The organism is Pseudomonas sp. IT-P4 (assembly GCF_949767755.1).
GTDB classification, from domain to species: domain Bacteria; phylum Pseudomonadota; class Gammaproteobacteria; order Pseudomonadales; family Pseudomonadaceae; genus Aquipseudomonas; species Aquipseudomonas monachiensis.
In genome coordinates, this window is the sequence record NZ_CATKPX010000032.1 from 26,034 (window position 1) to 52,261 (window position 26,228).

Annotated in this window: 27 protein-coding genes and 1 pseudogene; 5 read left to right on the forward strand and 23 right to left on the reverse strand. The window is 61.8% G+C overall.

Going from position 1 to position 26,228, the window contains the following annotated elements; genetic code table 11:
* Positions 1–720: 720 nt before the first annotated feature.
* From ACM6IT_RS12960 to ACM6IT_RS13025, 14 genes and pseudogenes are all read right to left on the reverse strand, one after another.
* Positions 721–1,260 carry a type II secretion system protein gene (locus ACM6IT_RS12960; protein ID WP_056723512.1) on the reverse strand — a complete coding sequence of 180 codons (540 nt, stop codon included), beginning with the start codon at positions 1,258–1,260 and terminating at the stop codon, positions 721–723.
* Positions 1,235–1,609 (reverse strand): type II secretion system protein, encoded by a 375-nt coding sequence (locus ACM6IT_RS12965; RefSeq protein ID WP_056723510.1) that lies wholly within the window; start codon positions 1,607–1,609, stop codon positions 1,235–1,237. The genes ACM6IT_RS12960 and ACM6IT_RS12965 overlap by 26 nt, the downstream gene beginning before the upstream one ends.
* Positions 1,610–1,613: 4 nt before the next feature.
* Entirely contained in the window at positions 1,614–2,087 is a 474-nt protein-coding gene (locus ACM6IT_RS12970) for a type II secretion system protein (protein WP_056723508.1), read from the reverse strand.
* Positions 2,088–2,089: 2 nt separating this feature from the next.
* Entirely contained in the window at positions 2,090–3,916 is a 1,827-nt protein-coding gene (locus tag ACM6IT_RS12975; RefSeq protein ID WP_414913660.1) for a secretin N-terminal domain-containing protein, read from the reverse strand.
* Positions 3,913–4,431: a hypothetical protein gene (locus ACM6IT_RS12980; protein WP_414913661.1), complete on the reverse strand. Its 519-nt coding sequence runs from the start codon at positions 4,429–4,431 to the stop codon at positions 3,913–3,915. The genes ACM6IT_RS12975 and ACM6IT_RS12980 overlap by 4 nt, the downstream gene beginning before the upstream one ends.
* A complete protein-coding gene (locus ACM6IT_RS12985) occupies positions 4,431–4,979 on the reverse strand; it encodes a hypothetical protein (RefSeq protein WP_056723501.1) in 549 nt (182 codons plus the stop codon). Before ACM6IT_RS12985 ends, ACM6IT_RS12980 begins: the two co-directional genes overlap by 1 nt.
* The gene (locus ACM6IT_RS12990; RefSeq protein WP_056723500.1) at positions 4,966–5,511 is read right to left on the reverse strand and encodes a PilN domain-containing protein; all 546 of its coding nucleotides are present in this window, start codon (positions 5,509–5,511) and stop codon (positions 4,966–4,968) included. The genes ACM6IT_RS12985 and ACM6IT_RS12990 overlap by 14 nt, the downstream gene beginning before the upstream one ends.
* 1 nt (position 5,512) lies before the next feature.
* On the reverse strand, positions 5,513–6,316 hold the full coding sequence (locus ACM6IT_RS12995; protein ID WP_414918134.1) for a hypothetical protein: 804 nt from the start codon (positions 6,314–6,316) through the stop codon (positions 5,513–5,515).
* The gene (locus ACM6IT_RS13000) at positions 6,297–8,003 is read right to left on the reverse strand and encodes a GspE/PulE family protein (protein WP_056723496.1); all 1,707 of its coding nucleotides are present in this window, start codon (positions 8,001–8,003) and stop codon (positions 6,297–6,299) included. The genes ACM6IT_RS12995 and ACM6IT_RS13000 overlap by 20 nt, the downstream gene beginning before the upstream one ends.
* Positions 8,004–8,087: 84 nt before the next feature.
* Positions 8,088–8,621: a response regulator gene (locus ACM6IT_RS13005; RefSeq protein ID WP_056723493.1), complete on the reverse strand. Its 534-nt coding sequence runs from the start codon at positions 8,619–8,621 to the stop codon at positions 8,088–8,090.
* 364 nt (positions 8,622–8,985) lie between these two features.
* Complete coding sequence (locus ACM6IT_RS13010; RefSeq protein WP_223541485.1) at positions 8,986–10,536, reverse strand: ABC transporter substrate-binding protein; 1,551 nt, start codon at positions 10,534–10,536, stop codon at positions 8,986–8,988.
* Positions 10,533–10,802, reverse strand: a pseudogene (locus tag ACM6IT_RS13015) (hypothetical protein); the annotation flags it as partial. The pseudogene ACM6IT_RS13015 and the gene ACM6IT_RS13010, both read right to left, overlap by 4 nt.
* 50 nt (positions 10,803–10,852) lie before the next feature.
* Positions 10,853–11,509, reverse strand: a complete 657-nt coding sequence (locus ACM6IT_RS13020; protein ID WP_414918135.1) for an SCO family protein — start codon at positions 11,507–11,509, stop codon at positions 10,853–10,855.
* A 201-nt stretch (positions 11,510–11,710) separates the two neighbouring features.
* The gene (locus ACM6IT_RS13025; RefSeq protein ID WP_056723487.1) at positions 11,711–12,319 is read right to left on the reverse strand and encodes a lytic transglycosylase domain-containing protein; all 609 of its coding nucleotides are present in this window, start codon (positions 12,317–12,319) and stop codon (positions 11,711–11,713) included.
* 196 nt (positions 12,320–12,515) lie between these two features.
* On the opposite strand from ACM6IT_RS13025, the gene gspG reads away from it, so the two are divergent.
* The 3 genes from gspG to ACM6IT_RS13040 all read left to right on the forward strand — a co-directional run bounded on the left by gspG (position 12,516) and on the right by ACM6IT_RS13040 (position 14,921).
* Positions 12,516–12,950 (forward strand): type II secretion system major pseudopilin GspG, encoded by a 435-nt coding sequence (gene gspG / locus ACM6IT_RS13030; RefSeq protein WP_056723485.1) that lies wholly within the window; start codon positions 12,516–12,518, stop codon positions 12,948–12,950.
* Positions 12,951–12,964: 14 nt separating this feature from the next.
* Positions 12,965–14,152: a type II secretion system F family protein gene (locus tag ACM6IT_RS13035; RefSeq protein ID WP_223541484.1), complete on the forward strand. Its 1,188-nt coding sequence runs from the start codon at positions 12,965–12,967 to the stop codon at positions 14,150–14,152.
* A 175-nt stretch (positions 14,153–14,327) separates the two neighbouring features.
* On the forward strand, positions 14,328–14,921 hold the full coding sequence (locus ACM6IT_RS13040; protein ID WP_414918136.1) for a hypothetical protein: 594 nt from the start codon (positions 14,328–14,330) through the stop codon (positions 14,919–14,921).
* Positions 14,922–15,003: 82 nt separating this feature from the next.
* On the opposite strand, the gene ACM6IT_RS13045 is transcribed toward ACM6IT_RS13040, so the two are convergent.
* The gene (locus ACM6IT_RS13045) at positions 15,004–15,900 is read right to left on the reverse strand and encodes a LysR family transcriptional regulator (protein WP_414918137.1); all 897 of its coding nucleotides are present in this window, start codon (positions 15,898–15,900) and stop codon (positions 15,004–15,006) included.
* A 144-nt stretch (positions 15,901–16,044) separates the two neighbouring features.
* On the opposite strand from ACM6IT_RS13045, the gene ACM6IT_RS13050 reads away from it, so the two are divergent.
* Positions 16,045–17,472: a mechanosensitive ion channel domain-containing protein gene (locus ACM6IT_RS13050; protein WP_414918138.1), complete on the forward strand. Its 1,428-nt coding sequence runs from the start codon at positions 16,045–16,047 to the stop codon at positions 17,470–17,472.
* A 114-nt stretch (positions 17,473–17,586) separates the two neighbouring features.
* Here the strand turns inward: ACM6IT_RS13050 and ycaC are convergent, their stop codons facing one another.
* From ycaC to ACM6IT_RS13085, 7 genes are all read right to left on the reverse strand, one after another.
* Positions 17,587–18,213, reverse strand: a complete 627-nt coding sequence (gene ycaC, locus ACM6IT_RS13055; RefSeq protein ID WP_056723476.1) for an isochorismate family cysteine hydrolase YcaC — start codon at positions 18,211–18,213, stop codon at positions 17,587–17,589.
* A 69-nt stretch (positions 18,214–18,282) separates the two neighbouring features.
* Positions 18,283–20,121, reverse strand: a complete 1,839-nt coding sequence (locus ACM6IT_RS13060; protein ID WP_414918139.1) for an amidohydrolase — start codon at positions 20,119–20,121, stop codon at positions 18,283–18,285.
* Positions 20,121–20,729, reverse strand: coding sequence for an antibiotic biosynthesis monooxygenase (locus ACM6IT_RS13065; RefSeq protein WP_414918140.1), 609 nt, complete (start codon positions 20,727–20,729; stop codon positions 20,121–20,123). Before ACM6IT_RS13065 ends, ACM6IT_RS13060 begins: the two co-directional genes overlap by 1 nt.
* Positions 20,722–21,138 (reverse strand): DoxX family protein, encoded by a 417-nt coding sequence (locus tag ACM6IT_RS13070; RefSeq protein ID WP_414918141.1) that lies wholly within the window; start codon positions 21,136–21,138, stop codon positions 20,722–20,724. The genes ACM6IT_RS13065 and ACM6IT_RS13070 overlap by 8 nt, the downstream gene beginning before the upstream one ends.
* 292 nt (positions 21,139–21,430) lie before the next feature.
* Complete coding sequence (locus ACM6IT_RS13075; protein WP_414913669.1) at positions 21,431–21,790, reverse strand: DUF6124 family protein; 360 nt, start codon at positions 21,788–21,790, stop codon at positions 21,431–21,433.
* Between the two features lie 892 nt (positions 21,791–22,682).
* Complete coding sequence (locus ACM6IT_RS13080; protein WP_056723466.1) at positions 22,683–23,600, reverse strand: LysR family transcriptional regulator; 918 nt, start codon at positions 23,598–23,600, stop codon at positions 22,683–22,685.
* Positions 23,601–23,647: 47 nt separating this feature from the next.
* The gene (locus tag ACM6IT_RS13085) at positions 23,648–24,637 is read right to left on the reverse strand and encodes an MBL fold metallo-hydrolase (RefSeq protein WP_056723464.1); all 990 of its coding nucleotides are present in this window, start codon (positions 24,635–24,637) and stop codon (positions 23,648–23,650) included.
* A gap of 262 nt (positions 24,638–24,899) precedes the next feature.
* On the opposite strand from ACM6IT_RS13085, the gene ACM6IT_RS13090 reads away from it, so the two are divergent.
* Positions 24,900–25,355 carry a helix-turn-helix domain-containing protein gene (locus ACM6IT_RS13090; protein ID WP_414918142.1) on the forward strand — a complete coding sequence of 152 codons (456 nt, stop codon included), beginning with the start codon at positions 24,900–24,902 and terminating at the stop codon, positions 25,353–25,355.
* A 37-nt stretch (positions 25,356–25,392) separates the two neighbouring features.
* On the opposite strand, the gene ACM6IT_RS13095 is transcribed toward ACM6IT_RS13090, so the two are convergent.
* Complete coding sequence (locus ACM6IT_RS13095; RefSeq protein ID WP_414913672.1) at positions 25,393–26,217, reverse strand: alpha/beta fold hydrolase; 825 nt, start codon at positions 26,215–26,217, stop codon at positions 25,393–25,395.
* Positions 26,218–26,228: the final 11 nt, after the last annotated feature.

The following is a 26,228-nucleotide window of genomic DNA, read 5'->3' on the forward strand; positions in this document are numbered from 1 at the left end:
GCGAGTCAGCCCCCGCTGAATGGATTTGCGACTGCTGCGCAGCCGAGCGGGAGCAAGCTCCCTCGCCACATTGGTGGTATGAACCAAAGGATTATCATTGGTTGTAAGGCCGCCATCGCGAGCAAGCTCGCTCCCACAGTTGATCCGGGTATGACTGCAAGAGGTTGGTCGGCTGTCAGGCCGCCTTCGTCGGAACGCCGCCCGGACCAAGCTCGGTCCCACAGAAGAGCAAAGGCAGAGCGGCGTACACCACGCTTTTCACCACTCATCAGGCCGAGCGTTAGCTCGCCTGCAGCTCTTGATCTTGATCCACCCGCCCCCTCGGAAGGCTGAGTGGAGGTGTTTATCCGGGGATTGGCGCGCAGCGCCGTTCGACGCAGTCGAACTCATTGCATGTAGGTCGAAGCGAAGCCGACCGGAGGGCAATGCCCCCGGATGAATACCGCAGCGAAGGAACCCCGAGCCTTAGCGAGGGGCCGTACGTTCGGGGCGAGCGTTTTTTTGGTTACTTTTTTAGGCGCTTGTAAAAAAAGTGACTCGCCGTAAGGGCGAAACCATAAGCCGCCGTTACCGCAGCAATGGATATGTACACGGTCAACAAAAGACAGGTCGGCTGTCAGGCCGCCTTCGTCGGAACGCCGCCCGGAGCAAGCCCGCTCCCACAATTGGACCGGGTACATTTGGCGGAAATGTGTTGCCTGTCAAACCCGCTCCCGAGGTTCAAGGCTGCAACGCCTGGGGCCCCGTGGACTGTTCTTTCGGCGGCCCGTCGGTGCCATCGAGAACGACTTTCTCGGCCACGAACTGCCAGTCCTTGTAACTGGCCATGCCCTTGAAGTCCGCCCACTGGCTGGGAAAGTTCTCTTGCTTGAGCGGCTTCTGCTCGGACGGGCAATACACACCGCTGATCCGCCCGTCCAAATCGCGCATCAGCTCCCACTCGCCACCCGTCATCGGCTCCGGGTACAACTGCCGCAGGTGATGCCTGGCCGTCGGGAAACGCTCGTCCTGCAACAGGTCCTTGAGCTCTTTCGGATACTGGGCCATACCGGGCGAACTGCGGTGATAGCTGCGCAACGCCTGGGCATACTGCGTACCGGCCCAGAGCAACTGCATTTCCCGATCACGGCGAGAAGCGGTGGCCCACAACTCGCCGGCACTGGCCAGGCCCATGCCCAGCACGACGATCAGAAACAGCACACCCAGGTAGGTAAAGCCATCCTGGTTCGCAGGTTTACCACTCGGAATAAAGGCTGCCATCGCGCGCCCTCCCGCTGGCCCCACTCTTGATATCGGACACCCCGCCCGCCACGCCATCCGGTGGCGCGACCATGACCCAGGTGTCCTTGCGCTCGGCAATCGGATCCAGCGGCTGGTTGCGCAGGTAGCGCAGTTCGACCAGCTGTTCGATGGAGTCGGGATAACGCCCGGTGTCCCCGTAATAGTGATCCAGTGCCTCGCGCATGGACGACAGACTCTGGCGCAGGGTGGTCTCCTTGGAGGCCTCCAGGCTGCCGAAGTAGCGTGGCAAGGCGATCGTCATCAAGGTCGCGATGATCGCCATGACCACCATCAGTTCAATCAGGGTAAAGCCCTTTTGCCGACGCATATGCTCACCACTCTCGGTAGGCGATGCCATTGAGACCCTTGCCGCGTGCCTTGGAGTAAACGTCAAAGACGTCCTGGCCCTCCCGCGGGTTCTCAGCCGAACTGTCATAAGAACGCAGGCCCCAGCCGCCCTCGTCGTCACGCTTGACGACTGCCAGCGGGTCACGGGGGATGCGCCGCAGGAAGTAGAACTTGGCGCCCTTGGGGCTGCGCGTGTCACGCACACCCTCGACCAACACTTGCAGGTTCGGCGGGTAGCCGCTGCTGTCGATCGACTTCTCGATGTAGCCGGCGTCGAAGGCCTGCTTGTAAGCATCGATGGCATCGCGGATCTGGTACAGCGCGGTTCGCAGGTCCTGCTCTTTGCCCCGGCGCACCACGGTCTCGGTCAGCGGTGCGGCCATGCCGGCCAGCAGGCCGACCAAGGCGAGCGTCACCACCACTTCGACCAGGGTAAAACCGCGTTGCGAGGCGTTCATGATCAAGGCTTCCCAACGGTAACGGTGGTGGCGATCGGTGCGTTCATGGGGTTGGTCTGAACCGTCGTGCTCATCGAACGGTCCGGTGCCTGGATGTGCATGCTGGTTTCGGTACCGGTCTGGAATTCCATGTCCGACGGGCTCTGGTACGGCAGGTTGCGCACGATCCGTGGGGTGATCGACAACACCAGTTCGGATTTGCTGACGTCGTCCTTGTTGCTGCCGAACAGGCGACCCAGGCCGGGAATGTCACCCAGGCCGGGGATCTTGTTGCCGGTGCTGCCATGGTCGTTGCGCACCAGCCCGGCGAGGATCTGGGTTTCTCCGTCATGCAGGCGCAGAGTGGTCTGGGCGTTGCGGGTATCGACCTGGACCGGAATGGTGCCCTGAGCGGTCGGCGTCAGCGGCGTGGCGTTACTGACTTCCAGCGCGATCTTGATCGCCACTTCGTTGTTCAGGTGCACGATGGGTTGCACTTCGAGCTTCAGACCGACGTCGAGGTAGGTCACGCTTTCGGTGATCACCGGGCCCTGGGTCGAAGGCACCGAGGTGGCGCTGATGATCGGCACGCGCTGACCGATGTGGATGCGCGCCTGTTCGCGGTTGCTGACCCGGATCACAGGGCTGGCCAGGGTGTTGATGTCCTTGTCCTGGGCATTGATCTTGGCCTGGGGCGATGGCGAGATCGTGATGCGGCCGGAGTTGATGCCCTTGAGCTGATCGAGAAGGGTCACCGCCGAGCCGTCGCTGTTGACCACGCCAAAGGTGTTGGGCCATTGCAGGCCAAGGTCGAGAATGCGCTGGCGGGCGACTTCCATCACTTCCACTTCCAGCACCACTTCCGGGTTGGACTGGTCCTGCGATTGCAGGAGTTTTTCCGCCATGCGCACCGCGTCGCCGGTATCGCGCATGGTCAGGGTGTTGAGGCGCTCATCGACGAACACGTCGCGGGTCTTGAGCATGGTCTTGATCATGTTCAACGCCGTGTTGGCATCGATGCTGGTCAGGTAGAAGGTACGCATCACCAGTTCCTGGTAATCCTTGATCTTCTGCGGCGAGTCCGGGTAGATCAGCACGGTGTTTTCATTCACCACTTTCTGATGCAGCTGGTTCTGTTGCAGCAGCAGATCCACGGCGTCTTCGATACGCACGTCACGTACGAAGATCGTGGCTTTCATGTCCGGGCGCAGGTCCTTGTCGAAGATGAAGTTCAGGCCGGCGACCTGGGACAGCACTTCGAAAATGGTCTTGAGGTTGGCATCGCGAAATTCCAGGGTCACCGGCCGGTCAAGGCGCGTACGCAGTTGCGGGTACTGCACCACGTTGCGGCTCTGCACCAGGCGGATGCTGTCTTGCAGTTCCAGGGCGCCTTCGTTCTTCGGGTCCAGTTCGAGAATCTGCTTGACCTGGCGGTCGGCACCGTAGATGTCACCGCGACGCAGGTCGCCACGGGCCAGTTCGAGTTTCTCATCCATGCTGCGCAGGTAGTCGAGCTGGCGCAGGGAGTCCTGGGCGCGACGGTTGTTCGGCTCGATATTCAAGACCCGGCTGTAAGTCATGCGGGCCCCGGCGAAATTACGCTGGGCGCGGTCCATGTCGGCCTGGCTCAGCAGCGACTTCACGGCGAGGGCCCGTCCGTTGTTGAGGGCCATGTGCAAATCGGTATCGCGAGGGTTTTCCCGCAATCCCTCTTCGATGCGGGCCAGACCGGCTTCGTACTGGCCCGATTCGATCAGGGCCGAAGCTTCATCCTTGGCGAGCTGCGCGGAACTGCATGCGGCCAGCCCAGCGCAGAGACAAAGGCTCATCAACAAACGGGATTTGTTCATTCCGTACTCCCCACAGACAAAGTCTGCGCCAAACGCAGAGGCAGGTAGACCAGGCTCAGTTCCTTCTCGGAAATCCGCTCGATCCGCCAGGTTTCGTCGATGACATCCCCCTTGCGCACGACGTATATTTTTTCGCCGCTCTGCAAGAACACCTGCAGATCGGAATGGTCATGCAGCCTGCCGACAAACTGGAAGGGCAACGGTGGTGCCGTGGGGACTTGCACCACCGGAGTAACGACTACCGGTTGTTCAGTGACGGTGCCAGGGGCCGGCGCCGCTATCCAGCTGCGGGCGGCGAACAGGTCGCCTGCCGGGCTCAGGTCCTTGATCGGCGCCAGCGCAGCGGCACTCGATGCAGCCGTCGGTGCGCCCGGGGTCTTGCCCTTGACTGGGGTAGCCACGGTGGCCACCGCAAGGTCGCTGTCGTCGGCCTGATTGAAGTATTCGGGGAGCCAGGCGAGCGCTGCCGCTACACCGAAGAACGCCACCCAACCCGCCACGCGTTTGGTATTCATCATGACCTCGACAGGTAAAGGGTCATGCGGATCCGCCCGGTCAGGTCGGTATCGGCGATATTCTTGCGCGAAAGCTCCACATCCTCGAGCACCACTGCTGGCAACTGGCCGAGCAAGGCGTGCAGGAAACGCCGCAGTTGCGGGTAGCTGCCACGTACCGGCAGCAGAATCTGATAACGGGCCAGGTGCGTCTTGGGGTCCACGCCCAGGGAGTATTCACCCCGGGACAAGGTGATGCGCTCCTGGGCGGCCAGGGCATAGATCTTGTCGATGGCCACGGTCGCCTGGGGCTGGGATGGCAACTTGCTGCGGAAGTCGTCGAGCTGGCGCTGCGGCACCACCGGTGCGGCCACGCTGCCGTCTTCGACCTTGGCCAGGTACTCGGTGGCTTCGCGAGTCTGCTGGCTGAGACTTTGCAGCGACTCCCAGTCCGGCAGCAAACCTACCAGGCCATAGCTCAGCGCCAGCACCAGCATGGTCATCCCCGCCAGCCCCGGAACGCCCAGGCCTTGCAGGTATTCGTGGACGATCAATTTATGGATTTGCATCGCCGATCTCCCAGGTAGCCGACAGGTTGAACTGCACCGGGTGTTCCGGCACGTTGGCGACAATTTCGTGGCTCAGCAGCGACACGTCGGACAGCTCGTCGCTGGCTTCGAGGCGACGGTGGAAATCGAGCATGGCTTCCAGGTCCAGCGCCTCGGCGCTGATACGCACCTGGCCCTTGCGGGCGTCCGGGGTCAGGGTCAGCAGCGCAATGTTGTCCCGCGGCATGGCTTCAAGGGTGGCGAACAGGCGCTCCCAGGGGCGGCGCAACTGCTGGGAGACCTTGCGCATTTCCGCCAGGTTATGCGCCTGCTCGCGAATTTGCGCCGGGGTCAGGCTGAGTTTGCTGCCGGTATCGCCGGTGAGCACTCGCTGCGTGGTTTGCAGATGCCCCTGCTGCTGTTCGGCCTCGTTGCTCAGGTGCTGTTGCACCATCAGGCAAGTCAATGTCAGCACCACGCCACCGGCCAGCAGGCTCCAGCCCAAGGGGCCTGCACGGCGGCGCGGCTGAAAGTCGAGCATCAGGGGGCGCATGTCAGGCCACCGCCCGAGACATGAGGTACAGGCAATCGCGTGCGGCTGTCCGGTCTTCTTCGAGGCTGCGCAGCTGCACGCCGGGCACGTCGGGAGGCGAATCGATGCGCGCCGGTGCATGCAGGTAGACATTCAACGGCCGTTCGCTGGTGGAAGCCTGCAACTGGTTTTCACGACCGATCAGCGCGGTCAGCGCGGCATCGCTGTCGCTGCTGCCCACCGAACGCACCGAGGTCCAGCGTCCTTCCCGGGCCAGCAGCAACACGCTGCGCACCGGTTCGGCGACCACGAACAGGAAGTCCCCGGCTTCAAAGCTTTTATCGAAATGGTTGAACGCCGCCATCAGATACGGCTGCACCGAACGCAGGCGCAAACCGCGAGCACGGACCAGGGCGCGCAGGCGTTCGAGCAAGTCCTGTGGCAGCGCGGTGGCGATGCGATCGTAACCGGCGGGTTCGGCCGAGAGCACCAGGCTCCAGGGCTGCGTCGGGGCACCGTAGAGGTCTTCGAAACACAGGTGGGCGAAGCCGAGCAATTCGGCCGGGCTGCTGATCTGCTCACTCCAGGGCACCAGGCAATAGCGGCTGAAGTGCCCGGAGATCACCACGGTCAGTTCCGCCCTGGCAACGCTGTGTTCGGCCAGCAAGCGGTCAAGGGTATCGAGGGCCACCGTCCAGGCCTGGAAGCCTTCGTCGATGTAGCCGACGCTGCCCAGCCAGTGGGTTGCAGCACCCTGCCGTTGCCCCAGGCCAACACCGTTGGCGCCGAGCACGGCGACAAATTGCTCACGAGATGAAAGTGACACGATTGATCTCCTCGAGCGTCGTCCGGCCTTGTTCCACCATCTCCAGCGCCGACTCGCGCAACAGTCGCAAGCCACGCTTGCAGGCGTGCGCCTTGATTTTCGAAATGGGCTGGCGCTCGACGATCATTTGCCGCAATTCGTCGTCCAGATGCAGCAATTCGGCAATCGCGCTACGCCCGCGATAACCGGTGCCCCGGCAATGCCCGCAGCCCTTGCCGTGGACGAACTGGTAGTGAGCGACCTTTTGCGGATCGAGCCCCGAGACCTCCAGTTCTTCTTGGGTCGGGCTGTAGGGGCTGCTGCAGCTGGTGCAGACCAGGCGGATCAAACGCTGGGCCAGCACGGCATTGAGAGCCGAGACCAGGCTGTAGGGATCGATTTCCATCTGGGTGAAACGGCCGATCACGTCGAACACGTTGTTGGCATGAATGGTGGTGAACACCAGGTGACCGGTGAGCGCCGATTGCACGGCGATCTGTGCGGTGTCCGGGTCGCGGATTTCACCGACCATGATCTTGTCCGGGTCATGGCGCAGGATCGAGCGCAGGCCCCGGGCAAAGGTCAGGCCTTTCTTCTCGTTGACGGGGATCTGCAGCACGCCCGGCAGTTGATACTCCACCGGGTCTTCAATGGTGATGATCTTGTCCACGCCGTGGTTGATCTCGGTGATCATCGCGTACAGGGTGGTGGTCTTGCCGCTACCGGTCGGCCCGGTCACCAGCACCATGCCATAGGGTTCGGCGGCCAGCCGTCGCAACTGGCGCAAGGTTTCTTCTTCAAAACCCAGGGCCTGCAATTGCACACCGCAGACCTTGTCCGCCAGGTCCTGTTTATCGAGGACCCGCAGCACCGCGTCTTCCCCAAAAATGCTCGGCATGATCGACACCCGGAAGTCGATCTGCCGGCCGCTGATGCCGATCTTGAAGCGGCCATCCTGAGGCACGCGTTTTTCGCCGATGTCCAGTTCGGCCATGACCTTGACCCGGGAAATCACTTGTTCGGCGAATTCGTTGCCCTGGATCTTGCTGATGTTGTTGAGCACACCGTCGATCCGGTACTTGATCACCAGGCCGCTGCCGGTGGTGCCGAGGTGGATGTCGCTGGCGTGCATTTTCAGCGCGTCGTACAGGGTCGAGTTGACCAGTTTGACGACAACGCTGGAATCTTCGCTGATGCTGGTCAGGGACAGGCTTTGCAGGTTATCGATCTCGGCGCCGGCGTCGCTCTGGGCGTTGAGCGACTCCACCGCATGGAAGCTTTCTTCGTGACGCGCCAGGTAGGCCTTCAGGTCATCGGCATGCACCAGATACAGCGGCGCGCCTTGCAGGCATTCATCGATCCAGGCCAGGCGCGCACTGTCGAAAGGGTCGGCGAACACACCGATGACCGCATCGTTATGACGCAGCAGAGTGAATTCGCGCTTGAGGCATTGGGCCAGGGTGACCCGGTCGAACACCGGGGTGGAATTGAACAGGCTATCGGTGTCGAGCACCGGGTAGTGCAGGGTTACGCCGAGGCATTGAATGAAGGGCATGGGAGCCAGTTCGCACAGTCCCCCCAGGGCGTCCAGCATCCGCTCGCCGGAACTGGTGGCAAGGGCCCGGGCCTGGGCCAGTTGCTCACTGCTGAAACGAGTCGGTGCACATTCCGGTTGCGCCGGTTCTACGGCAAGGGATAGACGGTCCATGGCTTGCTCTCCAACGCCCGGGGCTTTGGGCCCTGTCGGCGCGGCGAGCCATTTCGGCGCAGGCCGAAACGTCTTGTCGCGCCACTACTCCCCGGTGAGCAATTGTTCGTCGTCTGGAGCCTTGGTGGCCGATGTACTTTTTCGGCGATCTGCCAGCACCCAACTACCGTCGTACAACTGCAACGGGAAACTCTCGGTCCTGCTCTGGCGTCGTTCGACAAAGCCTTCGCAAGTGCTCACTCCCGCTTTGGGTTCGCGTTGCCTGCCCAGAAGATCAAGCACTGCACGGGCCAATTCCGCCAATGGAAACGGCTTGAACAGGATATGGCTGACGCCCAGTTGCCGGGCCCGCTCACAAACTTCCGCGGTGGGGTGCCCTGTGATCAGCACGAAATGACACTTCCTGTTCTGGCGGACGGCATCGAGCAACTGAAAGCCTTCCATATCGGGCAAGCGGTAATCGAACACCATCACATCGGGCGCGAAATCGTCAGCTTCAGCGATTCCTTGCGCACCGTCGTGGGCAATCCGGACTTCCAGTGCTTGCGCCTGCAGGTAACCCTGGAGGTTCTCCGCCAGCAACTGTTCGTCATCAACAACCAGTACTTTGTTTAACAAGGTGGACTCCTTGAAACCGCAGGTCCGGGATTTGAACCTGACGGAGTGCGCGCCCTGACAGGACTAACGCATACTTCATGCCAGGCTGGGCGCCGGTAATTTTAGGACTTCATGTCCTTGAATTTAAAAAACAATGCCTTTTCGTACCGTAACTCCATCCCCCAGAAACGGGGAAAGCGACCTGATTGGCACTGATTTATTTCCCCCACTGTTGGGGAAACCCCCTATTGATCGTCAATCCGTTCGATTCGATTGCGCGAGCGCAATGGCGCCGACGCCCTCTTCCCGGTTAAGCGTAGCCCTGCGATTTCGACAGTGAAAGCGTCTGCACCGGGTGGTATCGAGTTTCATGATCGGCCTCCGGTCAGGGCTTGGCAGCAATGGGTTTATAGGGCGCGACCAGGAAGAAACGCTGATCCGGCAGATCCACCGTGACGATATGGGCACCGCTCAGGCCCAGGCGTCGGCCCGGGCCAAAGCTCATCAGTGGCGTCAGCCCGGTATCGAAGTCACGCAGGCCTTCCAGAGCACTGACCAGCTTCTCGCGACTGGCATTGCGCCCGGCCTGCTTCATGCCTTCACTGAGCAGCATCATCGAACTGAACGCGCCCACTTGCAGCACCGCGTGCTGGCCACCGAGGCCCTGATGTTCGCGCAGTTGGGTCAGGGCCAGGCGCCCGGCCAGGGTCCAGTCGCTGGGCACGAACGGATAGGCCAGGAACACCCGCCGGGAAAATCCGCTGGGCATCTGCGTCAGATTGCCCGCCACCTGGTTCGAGGCTGCGAACAGGTAAGGCACCTGTCCCGCTGTTTGCAAGCGCTCGGCCAGGCGACTGAAGCCGCTGCTGCTGCCCAGGTAAAATACCGAGCGCGACCCCAAGGGAAAATCATCCCCGGCCGGGTCGTAGGCTTGCAGGCTGACCTTTTGCCAGGCGTGCCCCTGCAAGTATTTGCTGAGGTCTTGCGCCGCCAGACGTTGGCCGGGTTCGTCCGGGTAGGCGATCAGCGTCGGCCCCTGAAGCACCCGCAGGCTGGCCCTGGCGTAGTCGGCCAGGGCGATCAATTGCTCGCGAAGGCCCGGCAGCGGTTCGAATATCTGCGGGCTGGTATAGGGCGTGCCTTGCAAGGACAGCGGCCCGATCAGGGGAATGCCGGCCCGTTCCAGACGTACGGCGAAGCTCCCGTCCAATGCCGGCGCCAGCGGTGCGATCAGGGCAAACACCTGCTCTTCGTCGATCAACCGATCCAGCGCCTTTTCGGCACTGGCGCGGTCGGCACCGGGGTCGAGGATGGTCAGGCGCAACTGCCGGCCATGAATTCCGCCCGCCTCGTTGATGCGCGCCACGCAGCCGTTGAGCACCGCCGCCACCGTGATGCCCTCCTCGCCCAAGGGTCCGGAACCCGGCAACAACGTGCCCAGGTGCAGACTGTCTGGGGCCAGGCCCGGGTCGCTGTCGGCGGCCAGGTGCTTGAGGTACGCCGTGAGGTTGCGTTGATCGATCATCGACAACACGAACCGTGGCATCGTTGGATCGAGCTGGTTGTTGCCCGGATCGCGCCCCTCCTGCACCGCCCGCGCCAGGGTGGTTTCACTGTAGGCCGGGTAACTGCGGCCGTTGATGTGCTGTTGGCCCTGGCTGCTGGCCAGTCTCGACCAGCGCAGGTCTGGCGGGCGCACCTCGCCTTCCGGGCGCCCGAGGCCATCTTCACCATGACAACTGGCGCACGGCAGGCGGCTGGCCGGCAGCAGCATGCCCGCTGCGCCGACCCGGACCATGACCGGATCGCCGTTGGCCGACACGCCTTCGTGGTACAACCGTTTCCCGGCACTTTCGCTGAGGCTCAGCGGCAGTGCCTGGGCGGTGAACGCGATGCCGCCGAAGAGCAGCAGGCCAAGGACGAGGGCAGTATTCATGGCCGTGGCTCCGCGACCGGGGCAACGGGACGGATTTTGCTCCAGCGTCTGTTCGCCGCGTCACCGACGATCCACCGGGTGGAGTGTTGCGCGGGGGTCGGCAGGATCTGGTCGATGCGCCCCCATACAAGGTCCATTTGCACCTTGTCTTCGGTAAGAAAAAACCAGTGGGGCCCATCGATGCCCTGTTTCAAGGTGCAAGCCTTGAGTACCGCCGCAGTGTTACGCAGCGGATCACTGGCAAGGGAGATAAAGGTGCTGCCGTTCTGGCCCTGCAAGGGTGTGCAGGGCAAGCAGGTTTTCCTGTCGAGGGCGCTCATGGCTGATGCTCCATGGCGATGGCGGTGTGCTTGGCGTGGGCGTTTCGTTCGCCTCTGAGCCTCTCGACGGCCCGGGCCAGCTCCGTCGGGTCGGTGAGACCGTAGTAGCGGGTCCAGGAACGGTTGTTGCCGTCCCCCACCAGAATCAGCGGCGAGTGGTTCTCGAAGCCACCGCTGTAGGCGCCAAGGCCCTTGAGGGTGGCATCGACCGACTGCGGCGAACCGGTCAGCCAGCTCCAGCCTGGCCCCTTCTGGAAGGTGCGGGCGTAGTCATTCAGCCGTTGGGGATCATCACGCTGCGGGTCGATGCTGATCGACACCAGTTGCACCTCGGTGCCGACCCGCGCGCCCAACTGTTTTTGCACCCTGCCCATGATCGAGGACACCACCGGGCAGACCGTGGTGCAGTTGGTGTAGATGAAACCCATGACCACGATCTTGTTGCTCACCAGGTCTTTTTCCAGGCTGACGACCTTGCCGTTCTGGTCCAGCAGGGTCACGTCGGCAAACCTGATCCGGGCGGTCTGCGGGTTGGCGGTGCTGGCCGACATATCGTGCCCGGTGTGCTCGTCCACCGAGTGTGCCGGCGCCTGGTCGATACCGAAGACCAACAGGCAGAACGTCAGCAGGCCGCGATGCGCGAATCGGTCCATGTCTGTTTCCTCTTGGTGGTGTATCGCGACTTCTCGACAAATCGACCGGAGCAATCCGCATGCCACAAAAAAATACGTTATTAATCAGCTTGTTATAATTACGACTTGATAGGTCGGGGGATTTACCCCACCCAATCCCCCCACTTTTTCGCCGGGGCCATCATTCCCCACTATTGGGGAAAAATCCCCCGGGGGTTTCGATCACAGCGGCGCATCCGCGGGCAACCCCTGCAAACGCCGATACTGGTTCAGCACGCTGGGCACATAACGCTGGGTCTCGGCGAACGGAGGGACCACGTTGCCCCGGCTGAGCACCGCTTGCGGGCCGGCGTTATAGGCCGCCACGGCGAGGCGGATATCGTTGTCGAACATCGTCATCAGGCGCTTGAGATAGCGGGCGCCGCCCTGGATGTTGGCCTTGGGGTCGTAGACATTGGTCACACCCATTTCGCGGGCAGTGTCGGGCATCAACTGCATAAGCCCGCGAGCACCCTTGGGTGAGGTGGCGCGGGCGTTGTAGCTCGATTCGGTCTTGATCACTGCGTGAATCAGCGCCGCCGGCAGTTCGTTGGCCGTGGCTGCCGCCGCCACCAGCTCGGCATAGGGTTGCGCGGCGATCATCTGCGGTTGCTGATCGAGGCTGACCACCGCCGCATCGGGCTCACGAATCACCCGTTCATAGTGGCGTCCGGGGCGGTGGACGTTGGACAGGACGTAGCTGCCATTGGCGTCCACGGAAACAAACACATCGGCCTGTGCGGCGCCGGCCAGTACAAGCAGACCCAGTAATCCGGTAGTGAGTGTTTTCATTGTTATACCTCCCCTTCCGGCCCCGAAAATTGGGGCAATTGCCCCAATGGCCAGTCGTGCACCAGCCATACGCAAGCACTGTGCCGTAAGCGAGAAGGCCCGTAGTACGGGGGGGGCGCGCCAGGGTCAGCAATCGTGAGCATGGCAATTGCATGCAACTACATGGCAACTCTGCTGCCGACTGAGTGAGGTCATCATGAATCAGCGACTGTCTTATGCCCGGCGACCCCAAGGCGGGTTCACCTTGCTCGAACTGTTGGTAGTGCTGGTGGTACTGGGGCTGTTGGCCGGCATCGTGGCGCCGAAGTATTTCGCCCAACTGGGCCGTTCCGAAGTGAAAGTGGCCAAGGCGCAAATAGAGGGCTTGAGCAAAGCCCTGGACCTTTACCGCCTGGAAGTCGGCCATTACCCATCGACCGAACAAGGCTTGCAGGCGCTGGTCACCGCCCCCGCCGACGAACCGCGCTGGACCGGCCCGTACCTGCAGAAAAAACTCCCGCAAGACCCCTGGGGCCGCAACTACGCCTATCGCTATCCCGGTGAAAACAGCGAGTACGACCTGTTGTCCATGGGCAAGGACGGGCAGCCCGGTGGCGAAGGCGAGAACGCCGAAGTCACCAACTGGAACTGACGGGAATGGCGACCATGCGCTTTCATCTCAAGGCCGTTGGCAAGGCCGGTGTCGTCTCGATGACCGTCGAAGCACCGGGGCACAGCGAAGCCAGGCGCATCGTCGAAGACCAGGGCCTGCGGGTGGTCAGCCTGCACGCCGAGCGACATTGGCGCGCGTTGCGCCTGCACAAGCGCGAGACGTTCAACCTGGTGTTGTTCAGCCAGGAACTGACCACCCTGCTCAACGCAGGCCTGCCGTTGATCGATGCACTGGAAAGCCTGGCGGAAAAGGAAAACGCGCCACAGGCTCGCAAGACCTTGAACGAGTTGGTTCGCCTGCTTTACGAGGGTAAATCGTTTTCCCAGGCCCTGAGCCAGTTGTCGGCGGTTTTTCCTCCGCTGTACGTGGCGCTGGTGCAGTCCAGCGAGAAGACCGGCGCCGTGGGCGATGCCCTGGGCCGCTATGTCAGCTATCGCCAGCGCATGGACGAGGTTCGCCAGAAGATCATCAGCGCTTCGATCTACCCCTTGCTGTTGCTGGTGGTGGGCGGTGGCGTGGTTTTGTTTTTGATGGGGTATGTCGTACCGCGCTTCAGCCTGGTGTTTGAAGGGCTGGGGTCGAACCTGCCGTGGATGTCGCAGATCCTGATGAGCAGCGGCATGTTCCTGCACGCCCACCAGGGTGAATTCTTCGGTGGCTTGCTGGCCATCATCGTCGCCCTCACCCTGCTCCAGCGCCAGCCGGCGTTTCGTCGGGGGCTGGACCGACTGATCGAAAAACTCCCCGCGGTGCACCAGCGCATCTTCATGTATGAACTGGCGCGCTTCTACCGTTCGCTGGGGATTCTGCTACAAGGTGGCATCCCTCTGGTCACTGCCATGGGCATGGTCCGTGGCCTGCTCAGCGTCGCCTCCCGCACGCGCCTGGATCAGGCCTGCGACCGGGTGCGCGAAGGGCAATCACTCTCTGCCGCGCTGGAACTCAATCACCTGGTGACCCCCGTGTCCCTGCGCCTGCTGCGTGCCGGCGAACAGTCCGGCAACCTCGGGCAAATGATGGAGCGCAGCGCCGACTTCTACGACGAAGAAATCAGCCGCTGGATCGAATGGTTCGTGCGGCTGTTCGAACCCTTGCTGATGACCTTCATCGGCCTGCTGATCGGGGTGATCGTGATCCTGATGTACATCCCGATTTTCGAACTGGCCTCGAGCATTCACTGACCCTTTGGAGTTGACCCTTTAGAAGCAGGTCCGGCCGTGCATCGCATTCTTTTTCAACGTTCCAGCCGAATAAATCGGTGCGTTGAACTGTTCATCTAGTTCCCATGGGGAAAAAAGGCAGCACATTGCAATGTTCATCAACGTTCCAATCTGAATAAAAAAGACGGAGAACGACATGCTCATCAATAAGCTTTTACTGGCAGTAGCTATTGGCGCGGTTCTGTCGGCGTCTACCGTATTGATTCCGGACAGCCTGTCCGGAGTTTCCAGTGCTCAGGCCAAGGATGGGGGGGGTAGTGGCGGCGGCGGTGGTGGTGGCGGAAGTGGTGGTGGTGGCGGAGGAAGTGGTGGTGGCGGTGGAGGCGGCAGTGGTGGTGGCGGCGGCGGCAGTGGCGGTGGTGGCGGCGGCAGTGGTGGTGGCGGTAGTCACGGTGGAAGCGGCAGTGGCGGCAACAGCGGCAGCGGCCACAGTGGCGATCATGGCAGCAACAGCGGCCATGGCAGTGCCAACAGCGGTTCGAGTCACTCCGGAACGGCCTCGTCCTCAGGTCGCAGCGGCACCCATGATGAGCCCGGCGATGACCATGGGGTTCATGCCAATGGCGAGCCCGGTGATGACCGTGGCGTGCATGCCAATGGCGAGCCCGGTGATGACCGTGGCGTGCATGCCAATGGCGAGCCCGGTGATGACCGTGGCGTGCATGCCAATGGCGAGCCCGGCGATGACCGCGGTGTCCATGCCGAACCCGGTGATGACAAAAGGAGCTGATCCCAGCTGATTCCCATACAACACAAAACCCTGTGGGAGCGCCGCACCGCCGCTCCCACAATAGATTGTGTGAACCATCTCATTACAACCCACCCTCAGACTGATCCAGTTCCTCGCGCAAGAACTCAACCAGCGCCTGCACCGGCCGCGAACTCTGCCGGTGTTGCGGATAGACCGCCGATAACGTCAGCGGCTCGGGGCGCAAATCCTCCAGCACCTCCACCAGTCGCCCATCCTTCAACGCCGAGCCGACAATGAACGTAGGCAAATACGTGATCCCCAGCCCGGCGATCGCCGCATCCTTGAGCAGTTCACCGTTGTTGACGCGCATCCGCCCGCTGACATTGACACTCAATGATTTGCCCTGCCCCGCAAACCGCCATTGCACCTGTCGACCATGGCCATACGGCAGGCAGTCGTGACCGTGCAAGTCTTCAGGCTTGAGCGGTGTACCGCGCTCGGCCAGGTACGCCGGGCTTGCGCAGTACACCCGCTCAATGGAGGCAATGCGACGGGCGATCAGTGTCGAGTCCTCCAGTGTGCCGATGCGCAGCGCGAGGTCGTAGCCCTCACCGAGCAAATCCACGGGGCGATCGCTCAAATCCATCTCCACCGTCACGTCGCGATAGCGCTGCAAAAACACTGGCAACAGGCAGCCCAGATGGGCCAGTGCGAACGACAGCGGCGCACTCACCCGAATGGTCCCGCGTGGCTCGGTGGTCTGGCCGGCGATGCCCTGCTCCACTTGTTCGACTTCGCTGAGCAGGCGCAAGGCTGATTCGTAATAGCTCTGCCCCAGGGGTGTAACGTCCAGGCGCCGGGTCGAGCGATTGAGCAAGCGCACGCCCAGGCGCTCTTCGAGTTGCATCAAGCGGCGGCTGACAAACTGCTTGGACAGCCCCAATTGATCGGCGGCCGCCGTGAAGCTGCCGGAGTCCATGACCTGGCAAAAAATGCGCATATCTTCGAAGGGGTTCATTGTCACTTCCCGGTTGACAGTCAAACACTTTATAGCCGCTTTTTCCCTTCATGGCACACCATTAATCTTCGTTCACCGCACTGAAATCACCTTCCCCGAAGGATCTGCGATCTGTTTGCCGCAAGCATTTAAATGGAGTTCCCCATGTCCTTGCTCCTTGAGCATTTGCTTTCCCTGAGCGCACTGCTGTTGGTAGTCGACGCCCTGCTCTGGCACCTCGCGCCATTCAAGCATCGCGTCAGCCGGGTCGGTGTGCGCCTGGCGCTGTTTGTGCTGTTCAGCGCGGTGCTCATCAACGCCGGTGTCAGCCCGTTGCAGGCACCCTTGTTTGCCGAAGATCCCGTGGCACAACTGGGGGCCACGGCACTGGGGATTCTCTGGTGGCTGTACGCCGCGCGGGTGCTCACCGAAGTGATCGGCCTGGCCCTGATGCAGCGCATCGGCCACAGCGGCCGGCTGTTGCAGGATGTCATCGGCGCACTGGTGTTCCTGATTGCCGTGGTGGCCGCCGCCGGCTACGTGCTGGAGTTGCCGGTGAAAGGCTTGATGGCGACCTCCGGCGTCGTCGCCATCGTGGTGGGCCTGGCATTGCAGAGCACCTTGAGCGACGTGTTCTCCGGCATCGTGCTCAACACCACCAAGCCGTATCAGGTCGATGACCGGGTTTCCATCGACGGAATTGAAGGCAAGGTGCTGGACATCGACTGGCGTGCCACCCACCTGCTGACCAGCGCCGGCAGCACCGCGGTGGTGCCGAACTCGGTGGCGGCCAAGGCGAAGATCGTCAACCTCAGCCGCCCGTTCAACCTGCACGGCGTGTCCATCAGCATTCAAGTGCCCAACCACATCCGCCCGCGTCGGGTACTCGACGCCCTGGACCGCACTCTGCAAGGCAGCAGCAGCCTGCTGCTCGATCCGGCGCCGAAAGCCGTGCTCAAGGAAGCCGGCGAAACCATGTCCGAATACGTGGCCAGCGGCTTTATCGCCGAGTTGGGCAAAAAAGGTGAAGTGCGCAATCAACTGTTCGACCTGGCCCATCGGCACCTCGAAGCGGCAGGCATTTCCCGGCAACCCGATGGCGTGATCGAACCGTCGACCCGCGCACGGGCTTTGCTCGATGAAGTGAAAATCTTCCGTTCCCTGAGCGCCGAGGAGCGTGATCGCTTGGCCCAGAACATGGTGGCGCAACAATACACGGCCGGTGAAGTGGTGCTGGATCTGGAAGAAGTACCGGACAGCCTGTTCGTCATCGCCACTGGCGTGGTCAGCGCCACCGTCCCCGACGGCAGCACGCAGATCGAAGCCGGGCGCATGGGGCCGAGCGAAGTCATGGGCGAACAAAGCATCCTCGCCGACACGCCATCCCAGGCACGGTTCACCGCCATGACTTCAAGCATCATTTACCGCCTCGACAAATCCCTGACCCGCAGTTGCATGGCGCAACGACGGGAAGTCGACCGGGCGTTGAACAAGCTGCAAGCAGTGCGCCAGCAGAACAGCCGGATGGCGTTGATGACCAAGCCGGTGGCGGTCAGGAAAGGTGGGTTTTTGAGTTGGCTACAAAACCGTTGAAAGAAAAAAGATCGCAGCCTTCGGCAGCTCCTACAGGGAAACACATTCCGAAGTAGGAGCTGCCGAAGGCTGCGATCTTTTAAAGGCTGCTGGCCAAGCCAGCAGCCACAACCATTACTGCGCAGTAAATTTCATGTAGCTGTTGATCAGGTTGCGATAGTTCGGCAGGCGCTCGGACAGCAGGTTGGCCAGGCCTTCCATGTCGTTGCGCCAGTCGCCTTGCAGCTCGCAGGCGACCGAGAACCAGTTCAGCAGGTGCGCACCGGCAGCCGACATGCGTGCCCAGGCCGCTTGTTGCACGGTGGTGTTGAAGGTGCCGGAAGCGTCGGTCACCACAAACACCTCAAAGCCCTCGGCAATGGCCGACAGGGTCGGGAACGCCACGCACACGTCGGTCACCACACCGGCGATGATCAGTTGCTTGCGACCGGTGGCCTTGATCGCCTTGACGAAGTCTTCGTTGTCCCAGGCGTTGATCTGGCCCGGGCGAGCAATGAACGGCGCGTCCGGGAACTGCGCCTTGAGCTCCGGCACGATCGGGCCGTTCGGACCGCTGTCGAAACTGGTGGTGAGGATGGTCGGCAGCTTGAAGAACCTGGCGATGTCGCCCAGCGCCAGCACGTTGTTCTTGAACTCGTTGGGCGAGAAATCCTGTACCAGCGAGATCAGACCGGTCTGGTGGTCGACCAGCAAAACCACGGCATCGTCTTTGTTCAGGCGTTTGTACGGAACGTTGCTCATTGGAAACTCCTTGATGGATGGTTGTCGCAGTCAGCGCCGACCTGTTGGGCCGGCGCTTTTTTAAAAGAGTCAGAAGGCAAAACACGAGCAGCCAAAGGCGCCCCAGAAACCGGCAAAATCGCTGACCGGCGCGTTCGACAGGCGCGCCCGTTCATGACTGTGGGAATGCACCGCGCACGGGCCGCTGCAATGGTGAACCTGGGCCTGCATCGGCGACGTCGGGCGCCAGTGACCGGGCACCTTCACCACCGGCGACCAGTCCGGCAGTACCGGCACGCTGGCCGGCCCGAGTTTCTCGAAGTCACCGGCGCCGTAGACCACCTTGCCGCCGACCACGGTCAACACCGACTCGATCCACTTGATCGCCTCTTCATCGACGCTGAAAAAATCCGCGCTGAGGGCGGCGACATCGGCCAGTTGCCCGACCTTGATCTGGCCCTTCTTGCCTTGCTCCGACGAGAACCAGGCGCTGCCGTGGGTGAACAGTTCCAGCGCCGTCAGGCGTGAAAGGCCTTCGGCGTGCAACTCCATACCGCCGACGGTGCGGCCGCTGACCATCCAGTACAGCGAGGTCCACGGGTTGTAGCTCGACACCCGCGTCGCGTCGGTACCGGCGCCGACCGGCACACCTTCGGCCAGCATGCGTTTGATCGGTGGCGTGGCTTCGGCCGCTTTCGCGCCGTAACGCTCGACGAAATATTCACCCTGGAACGCCATGCGATCCTGGATCGCAATGCCGCCACCCAGCGCCCTCACCCGCTCGATGTTCTGCGGGGTGATGGTTTCGGCGTGGTCGAAAAACCACGGCAAGCCATTGAACGGAATGTCGCGATTGACCTTCTCGAACACATCGAGCATGCGGCTGATGGATTCGTTGTAGGTGGCGTGCAAACGGAACGGCCAGCGTTGCTCGACGAGGTGGCGCACCACCGGCTCCAGCTCGGCTTCCATGGTTTGCGGCAGGTCCGGGCGCGGTTCGAGGAAGTCTTCGAAGTCCGCCGCCGAGAACACCAGCATTTCCCCGGCGCCGTTGTGCCGCAGGAAATCGTCGCCCTGGTGCAGCTTCACGCTGCCGGTCCAGTTCTTGAAATCGGCCAACTCTTCCTTGGGCTTCTGGGTGAAGAGGTTGTAGGCGATGCGCACGGTCAGTTGCTCGTCCTTCGCCAACTGCTCGATCACCTGGTAATCATCCGGGTAATTCTGGAAACCGCCGCCGGCATCGATGGCGCTGGTCAGGCCCAGGCGATTGAGCTCGCGCATGAACTGGCGGGTCGAGTTGACCTGATACTCCAGCGGCAACTTCGGCCCCTTGGCCAGGGTCGAGTATAGAATCATCGCGTTGGGCCGCGCCACCAGCATGCCGGTCGGCTCGCCGTTGGCGTCACGCACGATCTCGCCCCCCGGCGGGTTCGGTGTGTCGCGGGTATAACCGGCGACGCGCAACGCGGCACGGTTGAGCAAGGCGCGGTCGTACAGGTGCAGCACAAACACCGGCGTATCCGGTGCCGCCTGATTGAGCTCCGCCAAGGTCGGCATGCGCTTCTCGGCGAACTGGAATTCGTTCCAGCCACCGACCACCCGCACCCATTGCGGCGTCGGCGTACGGTCGGCCTGCTCCTTGAGCATGCGCAAGGCATCGGCCAGGGACGGCACACCTTCCCAGCGCAGTTCCAGGTTGTAGTTCAAGCCGCCACGGATCAGGTGCAAGTGCGAGTCGTTGAGCCCGGGGATCACGCAGCGGCCCTTGAGGTCGATCACTTGTGTGCCCGAACCACGCAGGGCCATGGCTTGGGCATCGCTGCCGACCGCGACAAAACGCCCGTCGCTGATCGCCACGGCGCTGGCGAGCGGTTTCTCACGGTCAACGGTATGGAATTGACCATTGAACAGAATCAGATCGGCGTTCATCACGGTTCCTCGTGCAAAGTAGCGGGAGACAGCCAGGGCGCGAACAGACGCGTCGCCATGGGCATGAAGAGGTAAACCACCGACAGCACGATGGTCAGGGTGATCAGGAACGTGGCCACCACGTAGTTGGAGAGCAAGGCGTTGAGCCGTAGCAGCGGCCCCCAGAGCAGCGGTACCAGCAGGGTGTGCGGCAGGATCACCAGCAGCGTTACCACGGCCTGCTTCCAGCGCGGCGGTGGCGTACCGGCCTCGGCCTGGGGCGAGAACCAGAACTCGTTGACCGGATTGACCTCGGTCTGGTCGCCATCGGCCAGCATCGGCGCGGCTTCGTTGACCAGTTCCTGGCGTTGCGGTGAATCGAGCCAGCTCTGCATTGCCTCGGTCGAGCAAAAGCGCAGCACGCAGGTGTAGGTATCGAGGCCGGCATTCTTGCCGCGCACCACATCCACGCCCAGATGCCCGACGTTCTGCGCGGCCACCTTGACGATATTGCGCAGCCAGGCTTCATAAGGCACTTCGAAACCGGCCTTGACCCGGTGCTTGACGATCAGGGTCACCACCTCATCAGGTCCGGGACTGGCCGGCTCACGGCGATTGAGATCAGACATAACGCAAGGCTCCGACGAAACGGACATTGAGCGCCAGCCGTCCCGGCCCGGCGATGAAAATACTGGTGAACACGATCAACAACAGCCAGCCGAACTGGCCTTCGAAGAGGGTCCACTCTGGATGCACGATCAACATCGACACCCACAGCAAAAACAGAATAGGCAAACACGCCATACGCGCCAGCAACCCGGCAACGATCAGCAGCGGGCACACGACCTCGGCGAAAATCGCCAGCAGCAGCGTCAGGTTCGCGCCCAGATGGAAAGGGTCTTCAATGTTTTGCAGCTCGGCACTGTAGTGAAACAGCTTGGGCAAACCGTGTACCCACAACAGGAACAACCCGCCGCTGACCCGCAGGAACAGCAGCCCCCAGTCTTGCGCCCGATCATCGCGTCGCGAAGCGTCCATGGCCTACCCGCACAAATAAAAAACCACCGGCGTCGATACGCCGGGACAGGACTTGATAGTGCCGGGACGGGGGGAGGAAAAATTGAATGTACGTGCTCTGTTTGCGGGTGCGACAAAGATGCGCAATTCACCTGCAAAGCGCAGTCCCTGTGGCGAGGGGGCTTGCCCCCGCTGGGCTGCGAAGCGGCCCTAAATCCAGCAACCGTGATGCTTCAGGCAAACCGTGTTAACCGGTTCTACGACTGCTGCGCAGCCGAACGGGGGCAAGCCCCCTCGCCACAGGGATCAGTGGTTAGTCTTGCGGGTCGATATTATCCAGCGCCCGGTTCACCGCCAGCTCACCCAACATGATGATCTGCGCAATTCCCAGCAGTGAATTGCGATGAGGGCTTTGCAGAAATCCCGCAAGGTCGCTGGCCATGATGCTGGCCGAGGCCAGGGATTCGCAGGCGTGGGCCAATAGCGTTTCGGTGTTGATGTCGGGGGCGATGACAAACATCGTGCTGGGTTTATGCGATGGAGCCGGATCTTTTGCGGGGTTGAGGTAGTGATCCAGTGCGCGGTCGGCGGCTTCGTGGAGTTTTCTGGAGTCGAGCGAATCGTAGGGGGAAACGTCGTCGGATTGCGGGGGATTCGGGGTTGGTTTGAACATGGCGGAGCTCCTTTATACCTGGTGAAACCACCAAAACCCGTCGCTAAACAAGTAAGGGTGGCAGCTGTACGCAGGTTAGCGAACCGGGAGGTATAAGACCCGGCAGACCCGAAGGCCTCCCGCGCACAGCCACCATGTCGAAAATTGCAAACACACGAATATGTGCAATAGAGACTGGAGCCTTGTTGCGCTTATACCTGGTCGGGTCGCTAAACCCGGCCGCTGAATTTGCAGCGACAGGTAAACGATAAAGACCGGGTACAAGACTCACAAGCCGGCGGATTCTGGCGTAGTTGTAGGCAACGACGCAAGGCGGTGTGGCTTTCAGGAATAGAGGCTGACGGCTTTTAAACAGGGCTGTCAGAACACTGCATATTCCCTGTGTGCGAGCTTGCTCGCGATGGCGGCATTACATCCGGCATTGGTGTTGACTGATCCACCGCTATCGCGAGCAGGCTCGCTCCCACAGAAAAGCAAAGGCAGAGCGGCGTACACCCACGCTTCTCACCACTCATCAGGCCGAGCGTTAGCTCGCCTGCAGCTCTTGATCTTGATCCACCCGCCCCCTCGGAAGGCTGAGCGCAGGTGTTTAACCGGGGATGGGCGCGCAGCGCCGTTCGACGCAGTCGAACACATTGCATGTAGGTCGAAGCGAAGCCGACCGGAGGGCAATGCCCCCGGATGAATGCCGGAGCGAAGGAACCCCGAGCCTTAGCGAGGGGCCGTACGTAAGGGGCGAGACCTTTGGTTACTTTGGGCTGGGCCGGCACTCCGGCGTTTGCCAAAGTGACCCGCTGTAAGAGCGGAACCATAAGTGGCCGTGACCGCAGAAACGGATATGTACTCAATCACCCAAGAACCTGGTCGGCCCAGAGGCCGCCAAGGTCAACAACTAGGGAATATCCAAAGCCAAAGACATGAACTGACCAATCCGCGACCGCAACCACCGCTCCGCCGGATCATTGTCATGCACCCCGCTCCAGGCCATCGACAACTGCGCCGCCTCAATCTCGAACGGCGGATCCTCAGCCCGCAACCCACACCCCTCGACCAAAGCACACGCCGCATAATCCGGCACAGTGGCAATCATCTCGGTCCCGGCAAGCAATGCCCGCAACCCACTGAACTGCGGCACCCCCAGCACCACACGACGACTGCGCCCGACCTTCGCCAGATCCAGGTCGATATTGCCGCTCAAATCCCCCGAGAACGACACCATCGCATGGGGCCGCTCGCAGTACTCATCCAGGGTCAGCGTCCCGGGACGGGTGTCACCGCGCAGCACCTTGCAGGGAATATCGCGCAGCTTCTTGCGCTTGGCATTGGCCGGCAGATCCGTGGTGTAACTCACGCCCACCGAGATTTCCCCCGACGCCAGCAGCGTCGGCATCAACAGGTAATTGGCCCGCCGCACGACCACGACGATGCCCGGCGCTTCCTCCTGCAACTGACGCAGCAACGGCGGAAACAAACCGAACTCGGCATCGTCCGACAGCCCAATGCGAAACACATCGCAACTGGTCGCCGGATCGAACTCCTTGGCCCGGCTGACCGCACCGGAAATGGTGTCCATCGCCGGTTGCAACTCCTTGAGAATCGCCAGCGCCCGCGCCGTCGGCTCCATGCCACGACCGTTGCGCAGCAGCAACGGGTCGTCGAACAGGTCGCGCAAACGCCCCAGCGCGGCGCTCACCGCCGGCTGCCCCATGAACAGTTTTTCCGCGACGCGGGTCAGGTTCTTTTCGAACATCAGGGCCTCGAAAATCACCAGCAGGTTCATGTCGACGCGACGCAGATCGTTACGGTTCATAGGCTCGGGTTCCTTGTATGTTCGGCCAGGCGCGAGAGCTGTCGACTTTACTCGATCAACGGTACGTTTGCCGCTCGTTTGTACGGCCCGTACTCCACCGGCACCCACTGGAAATGCTTGCCTTCGGCGGTGATATGACCGATACCGGGAAATGGCAGGTGCGCCGCCGTCACCCAGGTCTTGCTGGCGGCAGCGGCACTGAACACCTGGTTGCGGCTTTTGATCGCATGCTGGCTGTCGACGTCGAAACCGATCGATACCTCAGGATGCAGGAACTGCACGGCGAGGTTGTGCACCAGGTCGCCCATGAACAGAATGCTTTGCCCTTGAGACGTGAAACGGTACGTGGTGCTGCCCGGCGTGTGCCCGGCTTCCAGTTGCGCCTCGACCACGCCCGGTAGCGGTGACTGGCCGGGGGTGAAGGTCTTGAAACGGCCGGCGGCCACGTAAGGCGCGGTGGAATCCTGGGCGATTTTGAAGTAGCCCTTGGCCGCTTCCGGTGCCTTGGCCAATGCCTGCGGATCGAGCCAGTAGTCGGCCTCGGCCTTGGCGGCATACACCGTGGCGTTGGCGAACAGCGGTTGCTGTTGGCCGTCCACCAGGCCGCAGACATGATCAAGGTGCAGGTGGGTGATCAGGATGGCGTCCACTTGCTCCGGTTTGTAGCCGGCCGCTTGCAGGTTGGCCGGCAACTGGCCGGCGGTAGGGCCGATGCACTGCCCTGCCCCAGTGTCGATCAGGATCAGCTGTTTACCGGTGTTGACCAGAAAGGCGTTGAAGGCGGTCTGTACCCCCGGGGTTTCAATCGAACGACGGGCCAGCAGTGCGCGGATCCGGTCCTGGCTCATGCCCTGCAACAGCTTGGGCGACAGATCGTTGTAGCCGTCGAACAGCGCCGTCACTTCGTAATCCCCCAGCGCCAGGCGGAAGTATCCGGGTACTTGCGTGCCCACCTGCGCGGGCGCCTGGGCCTGTGCGCCGGCAGATATCAGCGCCAGGCCGATGGCGCCGAGCGTTCCCTGCAATGTCCGTTTCATCTGATTACCTTTCCAGGCCAAGCGGCGGTCCGTTATAGCCCGCTCCATTGTGCGCATCTTGTGCCAATCGCCGCTGCCCGCACTTGCAACGATGTGCTGTGTTCACACCCTCGGGCATGGAATTAACAACGTTTAACTCGTCAGCCGCATCGGCCGCCTCCAACAATGAAGCCCTCAGCGCAGAACTGTTTTTTTCCAGAGTAACGGTGCTGATCGCTCGAACCGGGCGCCAGCGCTTTTCCTCCCCGACCGGACAATGGCCATGGCTTACCCACAGCACACCACCGCCCGCGCACCTGCCAGCGAACCGCGCAAGCCCCACACCGGCGGCCTCAGCCCACAACGCGAAAAACTGGTTAAACAACTGATCCTCGAGCGTCTGGGCGACAGCCTGGAAGTCACTGAACTGGCACAGGCTTGCGCCCTGTCGCGCAGTCACTTCTCGCGCGCGTTCAAGTGCAGCACAGGCCTCTCGCCACAGGACTGGATTCGTCAGCAGCGCATTTCCCTGGCCAAGCAATTGATCCAATACACCGGCCTGAGCCTCACGCAGATCAGTCTCGAATGCGGTTTCTGCGATCAGGCGCACTTCTGCCACATCTTCACCCGCAGCGAAGGCATCAATCCGTTTGCCTGGCGCTGTCAGGTGGTGCATGGCCTTAAAAGCAAAAGATCGCAGCCTTCGGCAGCTCCTACGGGTATACACGCTGGCGTGTAGGCGCTGGCGAAGCCTGCGATCTCTTGATCTGTGCTTTTTAACCTTTCAAGAACGCCAACAGGTCAGCATTGAGCTGGTCCTTGTGGGTGTCCGTCAAACCGTGAGGGGCGCCCGGGTAAATCTTCAGGGTCGAGCCCTTCACCAGCCTGGCGGAGGAGACGCCCGCCGCTTCGTACGGCACAACCTGATCCGCGTCGCCATGCACCACCAGGGTCGGCACGTCGAACTTCTTCAAATCTTCGGTGAAGTCGGTTTCCGAGAACGCCTTGATGCAGTCATAGGCGTTCTTGTGGCCGGCCATCATGCCTTGCATCCAGAACCAGTCGATCATGCCCTGGGACGGTTTCGCGTCGGGTTTGTTGAAACCGAAGAACGGGCCGCTGGCGAGGTCGATGTACAGCTGCGAGCGGTCGGCCAGCGAGGCCTGGCGAATGCCGTCGAACACTTCCAGCGGCAGGCCGTCGGGGTTGGCTTCGGTCTTGAGCATCTGCGGCGGTACCGCGGAAATCAGCCCGGCCTTGGCCACGCGGCCGGTGCCATGGCGACCGATGTAACGCGCCACCTCGCCACCGCCGGTGGAGAAGCCGAACAGCACGGCGTTTTGCAGGTCCAGCAGTTCGATCAACTGCGCCAGGTCGTCGGCGTAATGGTCCATGTCATTGCCCGACCACGGCTGGCTGGAGCGCCCATGACCACGACGGTCGTGGGCGATGACCCGGAAGCCTTTGGAGGCCAGGAAGATCATCTGCGATTCCCAGCTGTCGGCGTTGAGCGGCCAGCCGTGACTAAAGATAATCGGCTGACCGGTGCCCCAGTCCTTGTAGTAGATCTCGACGCCGTCGCGGGTAGTGAAGGTGCTCATGGGTGATGCCT